Origin of the sequence: Geodermatophilus sp. FMUSA9-8, assembly GCF_037034165.1 — a bacterium.
Classification (GTDB): domain Bacteria; phylum Actinomycetota; class Actinomycetes; order Mycobacteriales; family Geodermatophilaceae; genus Geodermatophilus; species Geodermatophilus nigrescens.
In genome coordinates this window covers 84,294-105,629 of the sequence record NZ_JBAGKE010000004.1, presented here as the reverse complement: position 1 = coordinate 105,629, position 21,336 = coordinate 84,294, and the positions used below count along the sequence as shown (strand labels likewise).

Below are 21,336 nucleotides of genomic sequence, written 5' to 3'. Positions count from 1 at the left end.
TGTCCGTCGTCGTGGAGGAGGCTCGTTGGTGACTGAGCGTACTGGGTCGTCGGGAGGTGCGACAGCGGCTCCCTCCTCCTGGGGAATCCTTCTCCCCCCGTGCCCACCTGCGGTAGCGCGACGCGCGACGACGGTCACACGGGAGGGTGCAGTACGGTCGTCGCCGGTCCACCCCACTCCTTTAACGACCCGTCCCGTGAGGCGGGGAAGGAGGCCTGATGGCCGGCTCCCCGGAGCCCCCTGCCGGTCGCGCGTCCGCGCCCGGCGTCCTGCTCGCCCCCGCCGACGTCGCCCGCGTGGTCGACCGGATGGCCCACCAGCTCATCGAGAAGGCGGGGGAGTCCCTCGCCGACCTGGTGCTGGTCGGCATCCCCACCCGCGGCGCCCCGCTCGCCCGCCGGCTCGCCGCCCGGGTGGCCGCGTTCAGCGGCACGGCGGTCGACACCGGCACCGTCGACATCACCCTCTACCGCGACGACCTGCGGCTGCGCGGCGTCCGCGCGCTGGAGGACACCGTCCTGCCCGACGCGGGCATCGACGGCCGGCTCGTCGTCCTCGTCGACGACGTCCTGTTCTCCGGCCGCTCGGTCCGGGCGGCGCTCGACGCGCTGCGCGACCTCGGCCGCCCGCGCGCGGTGCAGCTGGCGGTGCTCGTCGACCGCGGCCACCGCGAGCTGCCGATCCGCGCCGACTACGTGGGCAAGAACGTGCCCACCTCGCGCGCGCAGAAGGTGCGCGTGCACCTGGCCGAGACCGACGGCACCGACGAGGTCGTGGTGGTGGAGCAGTGAAGCGGCACCTGCTGGAGGCGGCCGACCTCGACCGCGACGACGCGACGCTCGTCCTCGACACGGCCGCGCAGATCGACGCCGCGCTGGCCGGCCGCGAGGTCAAGAAGCTGCCCACGCTGCGCGGGCGCACGGTGGTGAACCTCTTCTACGAGGACTCCACCCGCACCCGGATCTCCTTCGAGCTGGCGGCCAAGCGGCTGTCGGCCGACGTCATCAACTTCTCGGCCAAGGGCAGCAGCGTCTCCAAGGGCGAGAGCCTGAAGGACACCGCGCTGACCCTGGAGGCGATGGGCAGCGACGCGATCGTCGTCCGCCACTCCGCCTCCGGCGCCCCGCACCGGCTGGCGAACTGGGTGCAGGGCAGCGTGGTCAACGCCGGCGACGGCACCCACGAGCACCCCACCCAGGCGCTGCTCGACGCCTACACGATCCGCCGCCGGCTGGGCCGCCTCGACGGCGTCCGGGTGGTCGTCGTCGGCGACGTCCTGCACAGCCGGGTGGCGCGGTCCAACGTCTGGCTGCTGACGACGCTCGGCGCGCAGGTCACCCTCGTCGCGCCGCCGACGCTGTTGCCGGTGGGCGTGGGCTCGTGGCCGGTGGAGGTCTCCTACGACCTCGACGCCGTCCTGCCCAAGGCCGACGCGGTGATGATGCTGCGCGTCCAGGCCGAGCGGATGAACGCCTCGTTCTTCCCCAGCGCGCGGGAGTACAGCCGCCGCTACGGCCTCGACGCCGTCCGGATGGCCGCGCTGTCCGACGACGCGATCGTCATGCACCCCGGCCCGATGAACCGCGGCATGGAGATCGCCGCCGACGTCGCCGACTCGGTCCGCTCGACGATCGTCGAGCAGGTCGGCAACGGCGTCTCCGTGCGGATGGCGGTCCTCTACCTGCTCCTGGGAGGAGCTTCCTCGTGACCACGCTGATCAAGGGGGCGCGCGTGCTCGGCGGCGAGCCCGCCGACCTGCTGCTGAAGGACGGCCGGGTCGCGGCGGTCGGCGGCCGGCTGTCCGTCCCCGGCGCGACCGTCGTCGACGCCGACGGGCTCGTGGCGCTGCCCGGCCTGGTCGACCTGCACACCCACCTGCGCGAGCCCGGCCGCGAGGACGCCGAGACGGTGGAGACCGGCAGCCGGGCCGCGGCGCTCGGCGGGTTCACCGCGGTGCACGCCATGGCCAACACCGACCCGGTCGCCGACACCGCCGGCGTCGTCGAGCAGGTGTGGCGGCTGGGCCAGGAGGCCGGGCTGGTCGACGTCGTCCCGGTCGGCGCGGTGACGGTGGGCCTCCGGGGCGAGCGGCTGGCCGAGCTCGGCGCGATGGCCGACTCGGCCGCCCGCGTGCGGGTCTTCTCCGACGACGGGCACTGCGTCGCCGACCCCGCGCTCATGCGCCGGGCGCTGGAGTACGTGAAGGCCTTCGACGGCGTCGTCGCCCAGCACGCCGAGGAGCCGCGGCTCACCGTCGGCGCGCAGATGAACGAGGGCGACCGCTCCGCGCGGCTCGGGCTCACCGGCTGGCCGGCCGCGGCCGAGGAGGCGGTCATCGCCCGGGACGTGCTGCTCGCCCAGCACGTGGGTGCGCGGCTGCACGTCTGCCACGTCTCGACCGCCGGGTCGGTGGAGCTCCTGCGCTGGGCGAAGTCCCGCGGCGTCCAGGTGACCGCCGAGGTCACCCCGCACCACCTGCTGCTCACCGAGGCCTGCGCCGAGTCCTACGACCCGGTGTTCAAGGTCAACCCGCCGCTGCGCACCGACGAGGACGTGCACGCCCTCCGCGCGGGCCTGGCCGACGGCACGATCGACGCCGTCGCCACCGACCACGCGCCGCACGCGGTGGAGGACAAGGAGAGCGAGTGGGCGCAGGCCCGGCCCGGGATGCTCGGGCTGGAGCAGGCGCTCTCGGTGGTCCTCGAGGCGCTGGTGGAGCCGGGCCTGCTCGACTGGGCCGGCGTCGCCGACCGCATGTCGGTGCGGCCCGCCGCGATCGGCCGCCTCGACGGCCACGGCCGCCCGCTCGCCCCCGGCGAGCCGGCCAACCTCCTGCTGCTGGACCCCGCCGCCCGGGCCACCGTCGACCCGGCCGCGCTGGCCAGCCGCAGCCGCAACAGCCCCTACGCCGGCCGGGAGCTGCCCGGCCGGGTCGTCGCCACGTTCCTGCGGGGCGAGGCGACGGTGCTCGACGGAAAGGCAGTGAAGTGACCGAGGCGATCCTCGTGCTCGAGGACGGGCGGACGTTCCGCGGCGAGGCCTACGGCAAGGTCGGCACGACGGTCGGCGAGGCGGTGTTCGCCACCGGGATGACCGGCTACCAGGAGACGCTGACCGACCCCAGCTACGCCGGCCAGATCGTCACCATGACCGCGCCGCACATCGGCAACACCGGCGTGAACGGCGAGGACGACGAGAGCCGCCGCATGTGGGTGGCCGGGTTCGTCGTGCGCGACCCGGCCCGCCGCCCCGCCAACTGGCGGGCCACCGGCAGCCTCGACGACGAGCTCGCCGCGCAGGGCGTCGTCGGCATCAGCGGCATCGACACCCGCGCGCTCACCCGCCACCTGCGCGAGCGCGGCGCCATGCGCGCGGGGATCAGCAGCGAGTCCGGCGACGCCGACGCCCTGCTCGCCCGGGTCCGCGCCGCCGAGGGCATGACCGGCGCCGACCTCGCGCCGCGGGTGAGCACCCGCGAGCCCTACGTCGTCCCGGCGGAGGGGGAGAGGCGGTTCACCATCGCCGCGCTCGACCTCGGCATCAAGACGGCGACCCCGCGGCACCTGGCCGCCCTCGGCGTCGAGACGCACGTGCTGCCCTCGACGGCGACCGCCGCGGACCTGCTGGCGCACGGCCCCGACGGCGTCTTCCTCTCCAACGGCCCCGGCGACCCGGCGGCCGCCGACTACGCGGTGGCCGCGGTGCGGGGTGTCCTCGACGCCGGCCGGCCGCTGTTCGGCATCTGCTTCGGCAACCAGATCCTCGGCCGCGCGCTGGGCCTGGGCACCTACAAGCTGCGCTTCGGCCACCGCGGCCTGAACCAGCCGGTGCTCGACCGGGTCAGCGGCACGGTCCGGGTGACCAGCCACAACCACGGGTTCGCCGTCGACGCGCCGCTCGACCGGCCCACCGACACCCCGTACGGGCGGGCCGAGGTCAGCCACGTGGGCCTCAACGACGACGTCGTCGAGGGGCTGCGGCTGCTCGACGCGCCGGCGTTCAGCGTCCAGTTCCACCCGGAGTCGGCGGCCGGTCCGCACGACGCCGCGCCGCTGTTCCAGCGCTTCGTCGACCTCATGGAGGCCGTGCGCGACGGCGGCGACGCCGTCAGCCCCGCGCCGGTCGTCGAGCACAGCACGGGGGAGACCCACTGATGCCCAAGCGGACCGACATCTCGCACGTCCTGGTCATCGGCTCCGGGCCGATCCTCATCGGCCAGGCCGCGGAGTTCGACTACTCCGGCACCCAGGCCTGCCGCGTGCTCCGTAGCGAGGGCCTGCGGGTCAGCCTGGTCAACAGCAACCCGGCGACGATCATGACCGACCCCGACGTCGCCGACGCCACCTACGTCGAGCCGCTGACGCCGGAGTTCGTCGAGCGGGTCATCGCCAAGGAGCGCCCCGACGCGCTGCTGGCCACCCTCGGCGGGCAGACCGCGCTCAACATCGCCATCGGCCTGTACGAGAACGGCACGCTGGAGCGCTACGGCGTGCGGCTCATCGGCGCCGACGTCGACGCGATCAACCGCGGCGAGGACCGGCAGAAGTTCAAGGACATCGTCCGGTCCATCGGTGCCGACGCCCCGCGCTCGCGGGTGTGCGGCACGGTCGAGGAGGCGCTGGAGACGGCGGAGGAGGTCGGCTACCCGGTCGTCATCCGGCCGAGCTTCACCATGGGCGGCCTCGGCTCCGGCTTCGCCACCGACGAGGCGATGCTGCGCCGCATGGCCTCCCACGGCCTCGCGGACTCACCCGTGCACACCGTGCTCATCGAGGAGTCGGTGCTCGGGTGGAAGGAGTACGAGCTCGAGCTGATGCGCGACCGCAGCGACAACGTGGTCGTCATCTGCTCGATCGAGAACGTCGACGCGATGGGCGTGCACACCGGCGACTCGGTCACCGTCGCCCCGGCGATGACGCTCACCGACGTCGAGTACCAGCGGATGCGCGACGTCGGCATCGCGGTGCTGCGCGAGGTCGGCGTCGACACCGGCGGCTGCAACATCCAGTTCGCGGTCAACCCCGCCGACGGGCGCCTGGTCGTCATCGAGATGAACCCGCGGGTGTCCCGGTCGTCGGCGCTGGCGTCGAAGGCGACCGGCTTCCCGATCGCGAAGATCGCCGCGAAGCTCGCCATCGGCTACACCCTCGACGAGATCACCAACGACATCACCGGCGTCACCCCGGCGGCGTTCGAGCCGACGCTGGACTACGTCGTCGTGAAGATCCCGCGCTTCGCGTTCGAGAAGTTCCCCGGCGCCGACCCGCGGCTGACCACGACGATGAAGAGCGTCGGCGAGGTCATGGCCATGGGCCGCAACTTCCCCGAGGCGCTGGGCAAGGCCATGCGCTCGACGGAGACGAAGGTGGCCGGCTTCTGGACCGGTGCGCCCGACCCGCGCTCGGCCGCCGAGCTGCTCGAGGCGCTGCGCACCCCGGTCGACGGGCGGCTCTACACCGCCGAGGCGGCCCTGGCGGCGGGCGCGACCGTCGAGCAGGTGGCCGAGGCCAGCGGCTTCGACCCGTGGTTCGTCGACCAGGTCGCGCTGGTGCAGGAGGTCGCCGCCGAGGTCCGCGACGCCCCGGCGCTCACCCCGGCGCTGCTGCGCCGCGCCAAGCGGCACGGCCTGTCCGACCGGCAGGTGGCCGCGCTGCGGCCGGAGCTCGCCGGCGAGGACGGCGTCCGGGTGCTGCGCTGGCGCCTGGGCATCCGGCCGGTCTACAAGACCGTCGACACCTGCGCGGCCGAGTTCGCCGCCCGCACGCCGTACCATTACTCGTCCTACGACGAGGAGACGGAGGTCGAGCCGCGGGAGAAGCCGGCGGTGCTCATCCTCGGCTCGGGGCCCAACCGGATCGGGCAGGGCATCGAGTTCGACTACTCGTGCGTGCACGCGGTCATGGCGCTGCAGGACGCCGGCTACGAGGCCGTGATGGTCAACTGCAACCCCGAGACCGTCTCCACCGACTACGACACCGCCGACCGGCTGTACTTCGAGCCGCTGACCTTCGAGGACGTCCTCGAGGTGGTCGAGGCCGAGCGCGCCGCCGGTCCCGTCGCCGGGGTTGTCTGCACCCTCGGCGGGCAGACGCCGCTGGGCCTCGCGCAGCGGCTCAAGGACGCCGGCGTGCCGGTGCTCGGCACCTCGCCGGAGGCGATCGACGACGCGGAGGACCGCGGCGCGTTCTCCCGGGTGCTCGCCGACGCCGGCCTGCTCGCCCCCGCGCACGGCACCGCGACGACGTTCGCCGAGGCACGGGCGATCGCCGCCGGCATCGGCTACCCGGTGCTCGTGCGGCCCTCCTACGTGCTGGGCGGGCGCGGCATGGAGATCGTCTACGACGACGCCACGCTCGAGGCCTACATCGCCAAGGCCACCGACGTCAGCCCCGAGCACCCGGTGCTGGTCGACCGGTTCCTCGAGGACGCCGTCGAGATCGACGTCGACGCGCTCTACGACGGCTCCGAGCTCTACCTCGGCGGCGTCATGGAGCACATCGAGGAGGCCGGGATCCACTCCGGCGACTCCGCGTGCGCGCTGCCGCCGATCACCCTGGGCTCGGGCGACCTGGCGCAGATCCGCACCGCCACCGAGGCGCTGGCCGCCCGGATCGGCGTCCGCGGGCTGATGAACGTGCAGTACGCGCTCAAGGACGACGTCCTGTACGTGCTGGAGGCCAACCCGCGCGCCTCCCGCACGGTGCCGTTCGTGTCCAAGGCGACGGCGGTGCAGCTGGCCAAGGCCGCCGCGCGGATCGCAGTGGGCGAGACCGTCGCCGACCTGCGCGCCGCGGGCGTGCTGCCGGCCACCGGCGACGGCGTCGACCTCTCCGAGCGGGCGCCGATCGCGGTCAAGGAGGCGGTGCTGCCCTTCCACCGGTTCCGCACCGTCGAGGGCCACGGCGTGGACACCGTGCTGTCGCCGGAGATGAAGTCCACCGGCGAGGTCATGGGCCTCGACGACGGCTTCGGCACCGCGTTCGCCAAGTCGCAGGCCGCCGCCTACGGGCCGCTGCCGACCGAGGGCACGGTGTTCGTGTCGCTGGCCAACCGCGACAAGCGCGCCGCCGTCTTCCCGATCAAGCGGCTCGCCGACCTCGGCTTCCGCGTGCTCGCCACCGCCGGCACCGCGCGGGTGCTGCGGCGCAACGGCGTCGACTGCGAGGTGGTCGGCAAGTACAGCGAGGGCCCGGGCAACTGCGTCGAGCGGATCCTGGCCGGCGACGTCGACATCGTCGTCAACACGCCGTTCGGGTCGCCCGGCAACAGCGGGCCGCGGCTGGACGGCTACGAGATCCGCACCGCGGCGGTGGCCGCCGGGATCCCGTGCATCACCACGGTGCAGGGGATGGCCGCGGCCGTGCAGGGCGTCGAGGCGCTGCGCCGTGGCGACCTCGGCGTCCGCAGCCTGCAGGAGGTCCACGCGGCGCTCACCGCCACCCCGTGAACGGCCTTTGTAGCGCTGTCGGCTCACCTTCCGGCGCGGTGCGCGCCGTGCGGGACGAGCTGGTGGCTCGCGGGCTGCTCGGCGGGCTGCCGGCGGCGTTCCTCGCCGGGGTCACCCGGTTCGCGACGCCGCCGGCGCCCGCGCTCGGCGCGCTGCGCGCCGACGCCGAGGCGCTGGCGGCCCGGCTGGCGGCGGGGGAGGCCGGCGCGGGCGACCTGCCGCTGCTCACCCGGGTGCTGTTCACGGCCCGGCTCGGCGGGGTGCTCGCCGCGCACGGGGTGCGGACGCCGTCCTACGACCTGCTCGGCTCCTACCGGGAGAACCTGGCGACGCCGGTGGGCCCGCGGCTGCCGGAGCGCCCGCGGGCCGGCGACCGGCGCTGGCGGGTGCTCGGCCGCGACGTCGCCTTCCCGGTCGGGGTGCCCGCGTGCGTCCTCAACGGCGGCGAGGAGTGGGTGCGCTTCCACGCCCGCAACGGCTTCAGCGTGCTCACCTACAAGACCGTGCGCAGCCGCGCCCACGACCCTAACGAGCAGCCGAACTGGACGTTCGCGCCGCGCCCGCCCGGCGACGGGCCCGGCGGGGGGCCCGTCGACGAGGTCGTCTCCGACCCGTGGGACTGGACGGCGCCCGGCGACCCCGGCGTCAGCACAGTCAACTCCTTCGGCGTCCCCTCCCCGGCTCCGGCGGAGTGGATGGCCGACCTGGAGCGGTCGCTGGCCGCCGTCGACGACGACCAGCTGCTCCTGGTCAGCGTCATGGGCGCAGGCAGCGGGACCGACCTGGTCGACGACTTCGTCGCCGTGGCGCGGCTCGCGCAGGAGGCCGGCGCCGGGGTGGTCGAGCTGAACCTGTCCTGCCCGAACACGCTGTCGGCCTCGCCGGACGGCGTGAAGCCCCCGCTGTGCCTCGACGCCGACGCCACCGTGGCGGTGGTCGAGGCGGTGCGCCGCGGCCTGGACGACCGCACCGGACTGGTCGCGAAGATCTCCTGGCTGGACGAGCCGCGGCTGGCCGCGCTGGTGCCGCGGATCGGCCCGCTCGTCGACGGCGTCGCCGGCATCAACACCGTGGCGACCCGGGTGGTGCGCGGCGACGGCGAGCCGACCTTCCCCGGCCGCGCGGTCGCCGGGCTCTCGGGCGCGGCCGTCCGCGAGCGGGCGCTGGACGCCACCCGCCGGCTGGTCGCGCTGCGCGACGCCGGCGGGCACCGCTTCGACGTGCTGGCGATGGGCGGGGTCACCGACCCGGCGTCCTTCGCCGCGCTGTGGGAGGCCGGGGCCGACGCCGTCCAGTCGGCCGCCGGCGCCTTCGCCGACCCGTTCCTCGCCCGCGACTGCATCGCCGCGCACGGGGAGACGCTCTCGCGGTCGGTGCCCCGGTGACGGCACCGTTCGGGCAGCGCCTCGCCGACGCCGTCGCCGCCCGGGGACCGCTGTGCGTGGGCATCGACCCGCACGCGCCGCTGCTCGAGCGGTGGGGCCTGCCCGACTCCCCGGAGGGCCTGGCCCGCTTCACCGACGCCGTCGTCGACGCGCTCGCCGGGCAGGTGGCGGTGCTCAAGCCGCAGTCCGCGTTCTACGAGCGGCACGGCTCGCGCGGCCTGGCCGTGCTGGAGGAGGGCGTCGCCCGGGCCCGCGCGGCCGGGGCGCTGGTGCTGCTCGACGCCAAGCGCGGCGACATCGGCTCGACCATGGACGCGTACGCCGACGTGCTGCGGCCGGAGCACCCGTGCGCGGTCGACGCCCTGACCGTCAGCCCCTACCTCGGCCCCGGCTCGCTGCAGCCGGCCGTCGACACCGCCCGGCTCACCGGCGGCGGGCTGTTCGTGCTGGCCCGCACGTCCAACCCCGACGCCGGGACGCTGCAGTCCGCGGCGGTGGGGGAGCGGAGCGCCGCGCAGGTCGTCGTCGACACCGTCCGCGGCTGGAACACCCCCGGCTGGGTGGTGGGTGACCCGCTGCCCGACCTCGGGGCGGTGCAGGACCAGGCGTCGCGCTGGGGTGCCACCACGGGGTCCTTCGGCGTCGTCGTCGGGGCCACGCTGCGCACGCTCGACGTCGACCTCGACGGCCTCGGCGGGCCGGTGCTGGCCCCGGGCCTCGGCGCCCAGGGCGGCACCCCGGCCGACCTGCGGCGGCTGCTCGGCGCCGGACGCGCCGTCGTCCCGACCGTCTCCCGCGACGTTCTCGCCGCCGGCCCCGACGCGGCGGCGCTGCGGGCGGCCGCGGCCCGGTGGGCGGAGGAGCTCGCGCGGTGAGGCGGGGCCTGCCGTGGGCGGTCGCGGCGTTCGGGCTGTCGCTCGTCGTCGCCGGGATCGCCGTGTTCTGGTGGACGAACACCCATCCGGTCCCGCCCTCCGGCTGGAGCGCCTACGCGCCGCTGGAGGCAGATCGCGCGTACGAGAGCCGGTTGACCCTCACCGTCGACTCCGGCTGGGTGTCGTGGTCCGGGGGACACCTCACCGGCGCGGGGCTCGCGGTGGTCGGCGCGCTGGTGCTCGCCGGGCTGGGCGGCTGGGCGCTCGGCCGCAGGTCGGGGCGGCGCGCCGGGCGCTGACCCCGGCGTGTCGCGACGGACGTGTCGGATCCCCCGTCCGGCGGACCTGTTCCGTTCCGTATACGGTGTGAGCTGCGCGTCTCACGGTCGGTCACACACACGGCACACACAACGTCACGAGCGGACGTTCGGAGATCGAAAACCTCGGGCGTACGGCGCGTGACCTGCGGATTCCCGGTTACTAGGTTGACCGCCGGGCCTGAGGAGCCGGGGCCGGACCCGCAGACGCGGCACGAGAGACAGCACAGAGACGCCGGGGCGATCAGGCCCCGACGACGACACGATCGGACACGCACCATGCCCCTTCCTGACCTGTCACCCGAACAGCGCGCCGCCGCCCTGGAGAAGGCCGCGGCCGCCCGCAAGGCGCGCGCCGAGCTGCGTGAGCGGCTCAAGAGCAAGGGCGCCACGGTCGGCGACGTCCTCAAGCAGGGCGAGTCCGACGAGGTGATCGGCAAGATGCGCGTCTCCGCGGTGCTGGAGTCCCTGCCCGGCGTCGGCAAGGCCCGTGCTGCGAAGATCATGGAGCGGCTCGAGATCTCGCCGACCCGCCGCGTCCGCGGCCTGGGCGCCAACCAGCGCCGGGCCCTGGAGGCGGAGTTCGGTGGCGAGCAGGTCGTCGCCGAGCAGGTCCCGGCCGACTCGGCGAGCTGACCGGCCGCACCGCCGCACCGCACGGCACCACCGCACAGGACCACCGCACCAGGACGAGGACGCCTTGCCCACAGACCACCGGTCCCCGGTCCCGGCGCGCCTGACGGTGCTCTCCGGCCCCTCGGGGGTCGGCAAGGGCACCGTGGTCGCGGAGGTCCGCCGGCGCTACCCCGAGGTGTGGCTCTCGGTCTCGGTCACCACCCGGGCACGCCGTCCCGGTGAGGTCGACGGGGTGCACTACCACTTCGTCGACGGCGCCGAGTTCGACCGGCTCATCGCCGAGGACGGCCTGCTCGAGTGGGCCGAGTACGCCGGCAACCGCTACGGCACACCGGCCGCCCCGGTCCGCGAGCGTCTCGCGACCGGGGCGCCGGCGCTGCTCGAGATCGAGCTGCAGGGCGCCCGCCAGGTCCGCGCCCGCGCGCCCGAGGCGCAGCTGGTCTTCCTCGCCCCGCCGTCGTGGGGCGAGCTGGAGCGCCGGCTGGCCGGCCGCGGCTCGGAGACGCGCGACGTGCAGGAGCGCCGGCTGGCGATCGCGCAGGCCGAGCTCGACGCCGCCGGGGAGTTCGACGTCGTGGTCGTCAACGACGACGTCGCACGGGCAGCGGACGAGTTGGTATCCTTGCTAGCTGCGCCGTCGTCCGAGAGGACGGTCGGCGCCTCCGAGTGACCGGGCCCCCACCCGAGGCCCCGCACTCCCGCCGATCGAACGAGGAGCACGCCCGCCCGTGTCCGGAGTCGCACCCGCCCCCGAGGGCATCACCAACCCGCCGATCGACGAGCTGCTCGAGCGCACCAGCAGCAAGTACGGCCTGGTGATCTTCGCCGCCAAGCGCGCGCGGCAGATCAACGCCTACTACAGCCAGCTCTCCGAGGGCCTGCTGGAGTACGTCGGCCCGCTGGTCGACACCGCGCCGCAGGAGAAGCCCCTCTCCATCGCGCTGCGCGAGATCAACGAGGGTCTGCTGACCCACACCGCCGGCGAGAACTAGGCCGGCACCAGCCCTGATGAGTGACGCCCCCGGTACGCGGTACCGGGGGCGTCGCCGTGTCCGGGGGAGGATGGGCGGCATGAGCCGGATCGTGCTGGGCGTGGGCGGCGGCGTGGCCGCGTACAAGTCGGCCCTGCTGCTGCGGGCGCTGACCGAGGCGGGCCACGACGTGCGCGTCGTCCCCACCGAGTCGGCGCTGAGGTTCGTGGGCGCCGCGACCTTCGAGGCGCTGTCGGGCAACCCCGTCACCACCGACGTCTGGCACGACGTGCCCGAGGTCGCCCACGTCCGGATCGGGCAGACCGCCGAGCTGGTGGTCGTCAACCCGGCCACCGCCGACCTGCTCGCCCGCGCCGCCGCCGGCCGCGCCGACGACCTGCTCACCGCCACCCTGCTCACCGCGCACTGCCCGGTCGTGTTCGTGCCGGCCATGCACACCGAGATGTGGCTGCACCCCGCCACCCAGGACAACGTGGCCACCCTGCGCCGGCGCGGGTCGATCGTGCTGCCGCCCGCCGTCGGCCGGCTCACCGGCCCCGACTCCGGGCCCGGCCGGCTGCCCGAGCCCGCCGACGTCGCCGCGCTCGCCCAGGTCGTGCTCGCCGCGGGCGCCGACGCGCTCCGCGCCGACCTCGCCGGCCGCCGCGTGGTGATCAGCGCCGGCGGCACCCGCGAGCCGCTGGACCCCGTCCGCTACCTGGGCAACCGGTCCTCGGGCAAGCAGGGCTGGGCCCTGGCCCGCGTCGCCGCCGCCCGCGGCGCCGACGTCACCCTGGTGGCGGCCAACGTCGACCTGCCCGCGCCGTTCGGCGTCCGCGTCGTCCCGGTGGGCACGGCGGAGGAGCTGCGCGCCGCGGTGCTCGAGGAGGCCCCGGAGGCCGACGTCGTCGTCATGGCCGCCGCCGTCGCCGACTTCCGGCCGGCGACGGTCGCGGCCACCAAGCTGAAGAAGGACAGCGCCAGCGAGCCCGACGCCGTCCCGCTGGTGCGCAACCCCGACGTGCTCGCCGAGCTGGTCACCAAGCGCACGGCCGGCCAGCTCGTCGTCGGCTTCGCCGCCGAGACCGGCGACGCCGACGCCGACGTGCTCGCCCACGCCCGCGCCAAGCTCGCCCGCAAGGGCTGCGACCTGCTGGTGGTCAACGACGTCTCCGACGGCGGGGTGTTCGGCCGGCCCGACAACGCCGCCGTCGTGCTGGCCGCCGACGGCACCGCCACCGACGTGCCGCACGGCAGCAAGGACGCCGTCGCCGCGGCCGTCTGGCGGGCGATCACGCCCCGGCTGGGCTGACCGTCGGCTGCCGCCCCGGGATCGCGCCGGTAACGTGCTCACGCGGCGCGGGCAGACCGTGGCCGTACCTCGTCACTGCAGCAGGGAGAACCGAGTGCCACGCCGCCTCTTCACGTCCGAGTCGGTGACCGAGGGCCACCCCGACAAGATCGCCGACCAGATCTCCGACGCGATCCTCGACGAGATGCTCGCGCAGGACCCGCGCAGCCGCGTCGCCGTCGAGACCCTGATCACCACCGGCCAGGTGCACATCGCCGGCGAGGTCACCACCGCCGGCTACGTCGACATCGCCGACATCGTCCGCAAGACGGTCCTGCGGATCGGCTACGACTCCTCGCGCAAGGGCTTCGACGGCGCCTCCTGCGGCGTCAGCGTCTCCATCGGCGCGCAGTCGCCCGACATCGCCCAGGGCGTGGACACCGCTTACGAGGCGCGCACGTCGGGTACGACCGACGACGAGATCGAGCGCCAGGGCGCCGGCGACCAGGGCCTCATGTTCGGCTACGCGACCGACGAGACCCCCGAGCTCATGCCGCTGCCGATCGCGCTGGCGCACCGCCTCTCCCGCCGGCTGTCGGCGGTCCGCAAGGACGGCTCGGTGCCCTACCTGCGCCCCGACGGCAAGACCCAGGTCACCGTCGTCTACGAGGACGACCGGCCGGTCGGCGTCGACACCGTCGTCGTCTCCTCGCAGCACGCCGAGGACATCTCCATCGAGCAGCTGCTCACCCCCGACGTGCAGGAGCTCGTCGTGGAGCCGGAGCTGCAGGCGCTCGGGCTGCCCACCGACGGCTACCGGCTGCTGGTCAACCCCACGGGCAAGTTCGTCATCGGCGGCCCCATGGGCGACGCCGGCCTGACCGGGCGCAAGATCATCGTCGACACCTACGGCGGCATGGCCCGCCACGGCGGTGGCGCGTTCTCCGGCAAGGACCCGTCGAAGGTCGACCGCTCCGGCGCCTACGCGATGCGCTGGGTGGCCAAGAACGTCGTCGCCGCGGGCCTGGCCCGCCGCTGCGAGGTGCAGGTCGCCTACGCGATCGGCGCCGCGCACCCCGTCGGCCTCTTCGTCGACACGCACGGCACCGGCACGGTGGCCGACGACGTCCTGGAGAAGGCCGTCACCACGGTGTTCGACCTGCGCCCGGGCGCCATCGTGCGCGACCTGGACCTGCTGCGGCCCATCTACGGCCCGACCGCCGCCTACGGCCACTTCGGCCGCACCGACGTCGAGCTGCCGTGGGAGCGCACCGACCGGGCCGACGCGCTCCGGTCGGCCGTCGGGGCCTGAGCTCCCCGGAGCAGGACGCGTCGTACCCCGCGGGGAGACTCGCGGGGACGACGACCGGACGGAGACCGCCCTGAGCACGGCCGCACCACCTCCCGGCGACCCGGGCCGCCCCATGGTGGCCCGGGTCGTCGTCGACGTGCCGCTGGCGCACCTGGACCGCGCCTTCGACTACGCGATCCCCGACGACATGGCCGGGGAGGTCCGCGCCGGCTGCCGGGTGCGGGTGCGCTTCGCCGGGCAGCTGGTCGACGGGTTCGTGCTGGAGCTCGCCACCTCCAGCGAGACCGGCCGCAAGCTCGCGCCGCTGGCCAAGCTGGTGTCCTCCGAGCCGGTGCTCACCCCGGAGGTCGCCGCGCTCGCCCGCTCGGTGGCGCAGCGCTGGGGCGGCACGCTCGTCGACGTGCTGCGGCTGGCCATCCCGCCGCGCCGCGCCGCCGCGGAGAAGCGCCCGCCCGCCGAGCCCCCGCCGCCACCGGAGCCGCCCGACCCGGCCGGGTTCGCCCGCTACCCGACGGGGCCCGCGCTGCTGGCCGCCGTCGCGGAGGGCCGCCCGGCGCGCGCGGTGTGGACGGCGCTGCCCGGCGAGGACTGGCCGGCGCGGCTCGCCGAGCTGTGCCGGGCGGCGCTGTCGGGCGGGCGCGGCGCGCTCGTCGTCGTCCCCGACGGCCGCGACCTCGACCGGCTGGAGGCCGCCGCGGGCGCCGTCCTGCCGACGGGCTCGTTCGTCGTGCTGCGCGCCGACGCCGCCCCCGATGCCCGCTACCGGCGCTTCCTCGACGCCGCCCGCGGCAGCGCGAGGGTCGTCCTCGGCACCCGGGGCGCGGCGTTCGCGCCCGTCGCCGACCTCGGCCTGGTGGCGGTCTGGGACGACGGCGACGACCTGCACGCCGAGCCGCGGGCGCCCTACGCGCACGCCCGCGACGTGCTGGTGCACCGCGCCCACCTGACCGGCTGCGCGGCCGTCGTCGCGGCAACCGCCCGCACCGCCGAGGCCGCGCTGCTGGTGGAGAGCGGCTGGGCGCACGAGCTCGCCGCCGAGCGGGCCACCCTGCGCGCCGCCATGCCGCGGGTGCAGGCGCTGGGGGAGGACTCCGAGCTCGCCCGCGACCCGGCCGCCCGCACCGCGCGGCTGCCCAGCCTCGCCCACCGGGTGGCCCGTGCCGCGCTCGCCGAGGGCACGCCCGTGCTGGTGCAGGTGCCGCGCTCCGGCTACGCGCCGGGCCTGTCCTGCGACCGCTGCCGGGCGCCGGCCCGCTGCGCGGTGTGCTCCGGTCCGCTCGGCGTCTCGCCCACGCCCGGGCCCGGCGGCTCGCGCATCCCCGCGTGCCGGTGGTGCGCCCGCCCGGCCACGGTCTTCGACTGCCCGCACTGCCACGGCACCAGGCTGCGCGCCTCCGTCGTGGGGGCCGCGCGCACCGCCGAGGAGCTCGGGCGGGCGTTCCCCGGCGCCCCGGTGCGGGTGTCCGGGCGGTCCTCGGGGGTGCTGCCGACGGTGTCCGGCGGCCCGGCGCTGGTGGTCGCGACGCCGGGCGCGGAGCCGGTGGCCGAGGGCGGCTACGGCGCGGCGCTCCTGCTCGACTCGTGGGCGCTGCTCGGCCGCGCCGACCTGCGGGCGGGGGAGGAGACGCTGCGCCGCTGGATGAACGCGGCCACGCTGGTGCGGCCGCGGGGAACCGTCGTCGTGGCGGCCGACGCCGCGCACCCCGTCGTCCAGGCCCTGGTGCGCTGGGACCCGGGCTGGCTGGCCGAGCGCGAGCTCGCCGACCGGCGGGCGCTCGGCTTCCCGCCGGCCACCCGGATGGCCGCGCTGTCGGGGTCGCCAGCGGCGCTCGCGGAGTTCCTCGGCGCCGCCCGGCTGCCCGGCGACGCCGACCTGCTCGGGCCGGTGCCCGAGCCCCCGCGGCCGGGCCAGGAGGGCGAGCGGGAGCGCTACCTGGTGCGGGTGCCGCGCGGCGAGGGGACGGCGCTGGCCACCGCGCTCGCGGAGGTGCAGGGCGTCCGCAGCGCGCGGAAGGCGAGCGAGCACGTGCGCGTGCAGCTCGACCCCCTCGAGCTGGTCTGAGCCTCCCCGGGCACGATCCCGGCCCCGTCGGGGTCCCCGCACGATCAGGCGGCCTGGTCGTGCTGCGTCCTGGCTCACCTCCGGCGGTGAGCCAGGACGCGCCACGGTGAGCCCGCCTGATCGTGCGCGGGGCGGCCCCGGTCCGGGCCGGCGAGTGCGCGGGAGGGCGCCACCTACGATCGACCGGTGAGCGTCACCCCCATCCGGCTGCTGGGCGACCCCGTCCTGCACCGGCCCGCGGCACCGGTCGTCGACTTCGACGCCGAGCTGCGCGGGCTGGTCGCCGACCTGACCGAGACCATGCACGCCGCCGGGGGAGCGGGCCTCGCCGCGCCGCAGATCGGCGTCGGCCTGCGGGTGTTCACCTGGTACGTCGACGGCGAGGTCGGCCACCTGGTCAACCCCTCGGTCGACCTGGTCGGCGACGAGACCGAGGAGGCGCCCGAGGGCTGCCTGTCCATCCCCGGCTACCGCTTCGACTGCCGCCGCCACCTCCACGTGGTGGCCACCGGGTGGAACCAGCACGGCGACCCGGTCCGGGTGGAGGGCTCGCACCTGCTGGCCCGCGCGGTGCAGCACGAGGTCGACCACCTCGACGGCGTCGTGTTCGTCGACCGGCTCGACCCCGAGGCGCGCACCGCCGCCCTCGCCGCGCTCGCCGAGGCCGAGTGGCAGGGCATGCAGGCCTGGGTCCCGCGCGTGGAGGTGAGCCCCCACTGAGGCTCCTGTTCGCGGGGACCCCCGAGGCCGCCGTCCCCTCGCTGGAGGCGCTGCTGGCCTCCGGCCACGAGGTGGCCGCCGTCCTCACCCGCCCCGACGCCCGCTCCGGCCGCGGCCGGAAGGTCGGCCGCTCCCCGGTGGCCGAGCGCGCCGACGCCGCCGGCCTGCCCGTGCTGCAGCCCCGCTCGCCGCGGGAGCCCGAGTTCCTCGCGCAGCTCGCCGAGCTCGCCGTCGACTGCGCGCCGGTGGTGGCCTACGGCGCGCTCGTGCCGCCCGCGGCGCTCGACCTGCCCGCCCACGGCTGGGTCAACCTGCACTTCTCGCTGCTGCCCGCCTGGCGCGGCGCCGCGCCGGTGCAGCACGCGGTCATGGCCGGCGACGAGGTCACCGGCGCGTGCACCTTCCGGCTGGAGCAGGGCCTGGACACCGGGCCGGTGTTCGGCCTGGTCACCGAGCCGATCGGCCCCCGCGACACCGCGGGCGACCTGCTCGGCCGGCTCGCCGTCAGCGGCGCCCGGCTGCTCGTCGCCACCCTCGACGGCATCGCCTCCGGCGAGCTCGAGCCGCAGCCGCAGCCGGCCGACGGGGTGAGTCTCGCGCCGCGCATCGAGACCGCCGACGCCCGCGTCGACTGGGAGCTGCCCGCGCACGTCGTCGACCGCCGCGTCCGCGGTGTGACGCCGGCGCCGGGGGCCTGGACCACCTGGCGCGGCGAGCGGTTCCGCCTGGGCCCGGTCGAGCCGCTCCCGACGTCGCTCGCGCTGGAGGCCGGGGAGGTGTCGCCCGGCCCGACCGGTGTCGTCGTCGGCACCGGCCGCGGGGCGGTGCGGCTCGGCGACGTCCAGCCGGCCGGCAAACGGATGCACCCGGCCGCCGACTGGGCCCGCGGCGCCCGCCCGGCGCCCGGCGAGCGGTTCGGCTCGTGAGCGGCCCGCCCCGGCGTCCGGCCGGCGCGCGTGGAGGGCAGCGCGGCGGGCCCCGCCGCCCGCCCCGCCGCGCCCCGCTCGACGGCGCCCGCCTGACCGCCTACGACGTCCTCGACGGCGTCTCCGCGCGCGAGGCCTACGCCAACCTGCTGCTGCCCCAGCTGCTGCGGGAGCGGCAGCTCGAGCCGCGCGACGCCGCCTTCGCCACCCAGCTCGCCTACGGGTCGCTGCGCGCGCAGGGCACCCTCGACGCGGTCCTGGCCCGGCTGGTCGACCGCCCGCTCGCCGACCTCGACCGCCGGCTGCTGGACCTGCTGCGCCTCGGCGCCTACCAGCTGGTCGACCTGCGCGTCCCCGCGCACGCCGCCGTGGCCACCACCGTCGACCTGGTCCGCGCGATCGTCGGGCCCGGCGCCTCCGGCCTGGCCAACGCGGTGCTGCGGAAGGTCGCCGCCGGCGGCGACCGCGCCGCGTGGCTGGCGCAGCTCGGGGCCGACGGCGACCGGCGGCTGGCGCTGGCCACCGACCACCCCGAGTGGATCGTGGCGGCCTGGCGCGAGGCGCTCGGGGGAGACGCGGCCGGGGAGGCGGAGCTCGAGGAGGCGCTGCTCGCCGACGACGCCGCCCCCGAGGTGCACCTGGTCGCCCGGCACGTCGACCGCGCCGCGCTCGCCGAGGAGTCCGGCGGGACGCCCGGGCCCTGGTCGCCGTACGCGGTGCGCCTCGGCGGGGGAGACCCGGGCCGGCTGCGGTCGGTGCGCGCCGGCCGGGCCGCCGTGCAGGACGAGGGCAGCCAGCTCGCCGCGCTGCTGCTCACCCGCGCGCCGCTGGAGGGGCCCGACGCCCGCTGGCTCGACGTGTGCGCCGGCCCCGGCGGCAAGGCCGGGCTGCTGGCCGCCGTCCGCCCGGCCGGGGTGCACCTGACCGCCGCCGACCGCGCGCCGCACCGCGCCGAGCTGGTGCGCGGGGCGCTGGCCGGCGAGGACGACGTCGAGGTGCTCGTCGCCGACGGGCGCGAGCCGCCGTGGGCGGAGGGCTCCTTCGACCGGGTGCTGCTCGACGCGCCGTGCACCGGGCTGGGCGCGCTGCGCCGGCGGCCGGAGGTGCGCTGGCGGCGCACGGCCGGCGACGTCGCGCCGCTGGTGGAGCTGCAGACGGCGTTGCTCGACCGCGCGCTGGCCTCCGTGCGCCCCGGCGGGGTGGTCGCCTACGTGACCTGCTCGCCGCACGCGGCGGAGACGGTCGCGGTGGCCGACGCGGCGGCCGCGCGGGACGACGTCGAGGTGCTGCCGGTGGCGCCGCTGTTCGGGGAGGTGCCCGGGGTCGGGCGCGGGCCCTACGGGCAGCTGTGGCCGCACCGGCACGGCACCGACGCGATGTTCCTGGCCCTGCTGCGCCGCACCCGCTGACCGCGGCGCTGCGGGAGTGGGCGGCTCCTCAGCGGGCCGTCAGCGGGCGAGCAGCGTGACCAGGACGACGAGCAGCACGTAGCCGCCGGAGAGGGCGAGCAGGCGCCGGCCCCCCAGCCACGGCTCCCACCACGGCACCGGGGGCGCCGGGCGCGCGGGCCCGGGGCGGTCGGCCACCCACCGGGCCGCGGCGAGCGTCCGGCGCCGGTGCCACAGCGCCAGCGCCGCGTAGCCCGCGACGAGCACGACGGCGGCCGGCAGCGACGTCGCCGGGGAGTCCCACTCGGCCTGGAGGAGCAGCACCGCGGGCAGCACGGGCATCGCCCGGCCCATCCAGTGCAGCCGCAGCACGCGGCGGGCGGAGAGGTCCAGGCGGGCGCGCAGGTCGGGGCCCGGGTCGGTGTGGGTGCGCAGCGCGTGCCGCATCCGCGCGACCTCGGCGGCCCGGCGCGACAGCGCCGGCACGACCGGGGTCAGCAGCGCCAGGGCGGCCCCCGCGCCGGCGACCGCGGCGAGCAGCGCCCAGGCGGCGGAGCCGTGCAGGCCCGCGTAGTCGCCGGTGAGCAGCATCCGCGGTACGCCGAGCCCGAGGACGACGGCGGGCAGCAGCAAGCCCGCCGTCCAGGTCGCCGGGGCCCGGGAGGCTGCCGGCCGGACCGTCACCGACCCATGACGCACCGTCACCGGATCACCCGACGGCCAGGTCGGCCGGCGGAGGACGGGGGACGGGGCGGTGCGCACGATCACGGACCGTAGCCGCTGACGGGACGGTCCGCCTCCCGGTCACCCGGCCCGGCGACCCCCGCCCAGGGCAGGTCCACCCGGACCGGGGACAGCTCGCCGTGTGCACGCATCGCGACGCCCCTACCCACCCGGTCGCGCCGCGTGCACATCCGTTCCGGATCCGCCGCCGCGCGCCTACCCTGCCCCGCCGTGCCCTGGCTCCCCGACGACTTCGTCCACCCGGTCCGCGCCGACCTGCCCACCGGTCAGCACCTGCGGCCGATCCGCGCGGCCGACACCGCCATCGACCACCCCGCCGTCATGGGCTCCCGCGAGCGGTTGTGGGGCATCTACGGCGCGGCCTGGGGCTGGCCGCCCGCGACCATGACCGAGGACCAGGACCGCGAGGACCTCGCCCGCCACGAGCGGGAGATCGAGGCGCACGAGAGCTTCAACTACGCGCTGCTCGACGAGGACGAGACCGAGCTGCTCGGCTGCGTCTACGTCGACCCGCCGGAGAAGGCCGGCGACGCCGACGCCGAGGTGTCCTGGTGGGTGGTCGACCGGCTGGTCGGCACCGACGTCGAGGCGGCCCTCGACGCGTTCGTACCGCGCTGGCTGGCGGCGGAGTGGCCGCTGCGGGCGCCGCGCCACGTCGGCCGCGACCTGTCGTGGGCCGAGTGGACCGCCCTGCCCGACCGCGACTGACCGGGCGCGGCCGACCCCGGCGCGCGGCCGGCCCCCGGGGGAGCCGGCCCCCGGGGGAGGCCAGCCGCGCGCCGCTCGGGCCTCGACGGTCAGCTCGACGGTCAGAACGGGTACTGCCGCCGGGTGTGCTGGACGCTGACCCAGTGGTCGGTGGTGAACTCGTCGATCGCCCACCCGCCGCCGAACCGACCGAGGCCGGACTCCTTCTCGCCGCCGAACGCGGTGCTGTTCTCGTCGTCGAGCGGCGAGTCGTTGACGTGGGTCATCCCCGCCTCGACCCGCAGGGCGAACCGGACACCGCGCTCGGTGTCGCGGGTGGACACGGCGCTGGACAGGCCGTACTCGGTGTCGTTGGCGATGGCCAGCGCCTCGTCCTCGCCGGAGGCGCGGATGACCGTCGCGACCGGCCCGAAGACCTCCTGCCGGGCGGCGGCGACGTCGGTGGTGCCCAGCAGCACGTGCGGCGGGAGCACCGACCCGATGGGGCCGGCCGGGTCGCCGCCGAGGACCTGCCCGGCGCCGTCCTCGCGGGCACGCGCCCCGGTCAGCGGGCA

The 21,336-nt window shown here is 76.4% G+C and carries 20 protein-coding genes; 18 read left to right on the top strand and 2 right to left on the bottom strand.

The window, feature by feature from the left end; genetic code table 11:
• Positions 1-218: 218 nt before the first annotated feature.
• The 17 genes from pyrR (at position 219) to WA616_RS10135 (ending at position 19,351) form a co-directional block, all read left to right on the top strand.
• Positions 219-791 (top strand): bifunctional pyr operon transcriptional regulator/uracil phosphoribosyltransferase PyrR, encoded by a 573-nt coding sequence (gene pyrR, locus WA616_RS10215; protein WP_336029475.1) that lies wholly within the window; start codon positions 219-221, stop codon positions 789-791.
• Complete coding sequence (locus tag WA616_RS10210) at positions 788-1,708, top strand: aspartate carbamoyltransferase catalytic subunit (protein ID WP_336029472.1); 921 nt, start codon at positions 788-790, stop codon at positions 1,706-1,708. The genes pyrR and WA616_RS10210 overlap by 4 nt, the downstream gene beginning before the upstream one ends.
• Positions 1,705-2,991 (top strand): dihydroorotase, encoded by a 1,287-nt coding sequence (locus tag WA616_RS10205; protein WP_073422541.1) that lies wholly within the window; start codon positions 1,705-1,707, stop codon positions 2,989-2,991. Before WA616_RS10210 ends, WA616_RS10205 begins: the two co-directional genes overlap by 4 nt.
• Positions 2,988-4,154 carry a glutamine-hydrolyzing carbamoyl-phosphate synthase small subunit gene (gene carA / locus WA616_RS10200; RefSeq protein ID WP_336029468.1) on the top strand — a complete coding sequence of 389 codons (1,167 nt, stop codon included), beginning with the start codon at positions 2,988-2,990 and terminating at the stop codon, positions 4,152-4,154. Before WA616_RS10205 ends, carA begins: the two co-directional genes overlap by 4 nt.
• The gene (gene carB, locus WA616_RS10195; RefSeq protein ID WP_336029465.1) at positions 4,154-7,447 is read left to right on the top strand and encodes a carbamoyl-phosphate synthase large subunit; all 3,294 of its coding nucleotides are present in this window, start codon (positions 4,154-4,156) and stop codon (positions 7,445-7,447) included. Before carA ends, carB begins: the two co-directional genes overlap by 1 nt.
• Positions 7,448-7,485: 38 nt before the next feature.
• Positions 7,486-8,832: a dihydroorotate oxidase gene (locus WA616_RS10190; RefSeq protein WP_336029464.1), complete on the top strand. Its 1,347-nt coding sequence runs from the start codon at positions 7,486-7,488 to the stop codon at positions 8,830-8,832.
• On the top strand, positions 8,829-9,707 hold the full coding sequence (gene pyrF / locus WA616_RS10185; protein ID WP_336029462.1) for an orotidine-5'-phosphate decarboxylase: 879 nt from the start codon (positions 8,829-8,831) through the stop codon (positions 9,705-9,707). The genes WA616_RS10190 and pyrF overlap by 4 nt, the downstream gene beginning before the upstream one ends.
• Positions 9,704-10,006 (top strand): hypothetical protein, encoded by a 303-nt coding sequence (locus WA616_RS10180; protein WP_336029460.1) that lies wholly within the window; start codon positions 9,704-9,706, stop codon positions 10,004-10,006. The genes pyrF and WA616_RS10180 overlap by 4 nt, the downstream gene beginning before the upstream one ends.
• Positions 10,007-10,303: 297 nt before the next feature.
• Positions 10,304-10,660 (top strand): integration host factor, actinobacterial type, encoded by a 357-nt coding sequence (mihF, locus tag WA616_RS10175; RefSeq protein ID WP_073422536.1) that lies wholly within the window; start codon positions 10,304-10,306, stop codon positions 10,658-10,660.
• Positions 10,661-10,724: 64 nt separating this feature from the next.
• Positions 10,725-11,330: a guanylate kinase gene (gene gmk, locus WA616_RS10170; RefSeq protein WP_073422535.1), complete on the top strand. Its 606-nt coding sequence runs from the start codon at positions 10,725-10,727 to the stop codon at positions 11,328-11,330.
• Between the two features lie 58 nt (positions 11,331-11,388).
• Positions 11,389-11,652, top strand: coding sequence for a DNA-directed RNA polymerase subunit omega (gene rpoZ, locus WA616_RS10165; RefSeq protein ID WP_012949163.1), 264 nt, complete (start codon positions 11,389-11,391; stop codon positions 11,650-11,652).
• Positions 11,653-11,731: 79 nt separating this feature from the next.
• On the top strand, positions 11,732-12,943 hold the full coding sequence (coaBC, locus tag WA616_RS10160) for a bifunctional phosphopantothenoylcysteine decarboxylase/phosphopantothenate--cysteine ligase CoaBC (RefSeq protein WP_336029450.1): 1,212 nt from the start codon (positions 11,732-11,734) through the stop codon (positions 12,941-12,943).
• 94 nt (positions 12,944-13,037) lie between these two features.
• Complete coding sequence (metK, locus tag WA616_RS10155; protein WP_336029448.1) at positions 13,038-14,234, top strand: methionine adenosyltransferase; 1,197 nt, start codon at positions 13,038-13,040, stop codon at positions 14,232-14,234.
• Between the two features lie 112 nt (positions 14,235-14,346).
• Positions 14,347-16,296: a primosomal protein N' gene (locus tag WA616_RS10150; RefSeq protein ID WP_336029445.1), complete on the top strand. Its 1,950-nt coding sequence runs from the start codon at positions 14,347-14,349 to the stop codon at positions 16,294-16,296.
• A gap of 186 nt (positions 16,297-16,482) precedes the next feature.
• Complete coding sequence (gene def / locus WA616_RS10145; RefSeq protein ID WP_073422532.1) at positions 16,483-17,016, top strand: peptide deformylase; 534 nt, start codon at positions 16,483-16,485, stop codon at positions 17,014-17,016.
• Positions 16,965-17,942: a methionyl-tRNA formyltransferase gene (gene fmt / locus WA616_RS10140; RefSeq protein WP_336029443.1), complete on the top strand. Its 978-nt coding sequence runs from the start codon at positions 16,965-16,967 to the stop codon at positions 17,940-17,942. Before def ends, fmt begins: the two co-directional genes overlap by 52 nt.
• On the top strand, positions 17,939-19,351 hold the full coding sequence (locus tag WA616_RS10135) for an RsmB/NOP family class I SAM-dependent RNA methyltransferase (RefSeq protein WP_336029442.1): 1,413 nt from the start codon (positions 17,939-17,941) through the stop codon (positions 19,349-19,351). The genes fmt and WA616_RS10135 overlap by 4 nt, the downstream gene beginning before the upstream one ends.
• 39 nt (positions 19,352-19,390) lie before the next feature.
• On the opposite strand, the gene WA616_RS10130 is transcribed toward WA616_RS10135, so the two are convergent.
• Positions 19,391-19,963 (bottom strand): hypothetical protein, encoded by a 573-nt coding sequence (locus WA616_RS10130; RefSeq protein ID WP_336029440.1) that lies wholly within the window; start codon positions 19,961-19,963, stop codon positions 19,391-19,393.
• Between the two features lie 321 nt (positions 19,964-20,284).
• On the opposite strand from WA616_RS10130, the gene WA616_RS10125 reads away from it, so the two are divergent.
• Positions 20,285-20,782, top strand: a complete 498-nt coding sequence (locus tag WA616_RS10125; protein ID WP_336029437.1) for a hypothetical protein — start codon at positions 20,285-20,287, stop codon at positions 20,780-20,782.
• Positions 20,783-20,883: 101 nt separating this feature from the next.
• On the opposite strand, the gene WA616_RS10120 is transcribed toward WA616_RS10125, so the two are convergent.
• Positions 20,884-21,330, bottom strand: a complete 447-nt coding sequence (locus WA616_RS10120) for an aldehyde dehydrogenase family protein (protein WP_336029945.1) — start codon at positions 21,328-21,330, stop codon at positions 20,884-20,886.
• Between the last annotated feature and the right edge of the window lie 6 nt (positions 21,331-21,336).

Excerpts from the sequence above, each read along its gene's own strand:
- pyrR (WP_336029475.1), top strand. The coding sequence starts at position 219 with ATGGCCGGCTCCCCGGAGCCCCCTGCCGGTCGCGCGTCCGCGCCCGGC.
- carB (WP_336029465.1), top strand. The coding sequence starts at position 4,154 with ATGCCCAAGCGGACCGACATCTCGCACGTCCTGGTCATCGGCTCCGGG.
- mihF (WP_073422536.1), top strand. The coding sequence starts at position 10,304 with ATGCCCCTTCCTGACCTGTCACCCGAACAGCGCGCCGCCGCCCTGGAG.
- coaBC (WP_336029450.1), top strand. The coding sequence starts at position 11,732 with ATGAGCCGGATCGTGCTGGGCGTGGGCGGCGGCGTGGCCGCGTACAAG.
- WA616_RS10150 (WP_336029445.1), top strand. The coding sequence starts at position 14,347 with ATGGTGGCCCGGGTCGTCGTCGACGTGCCGCTGGCGCACCTGGACCGC.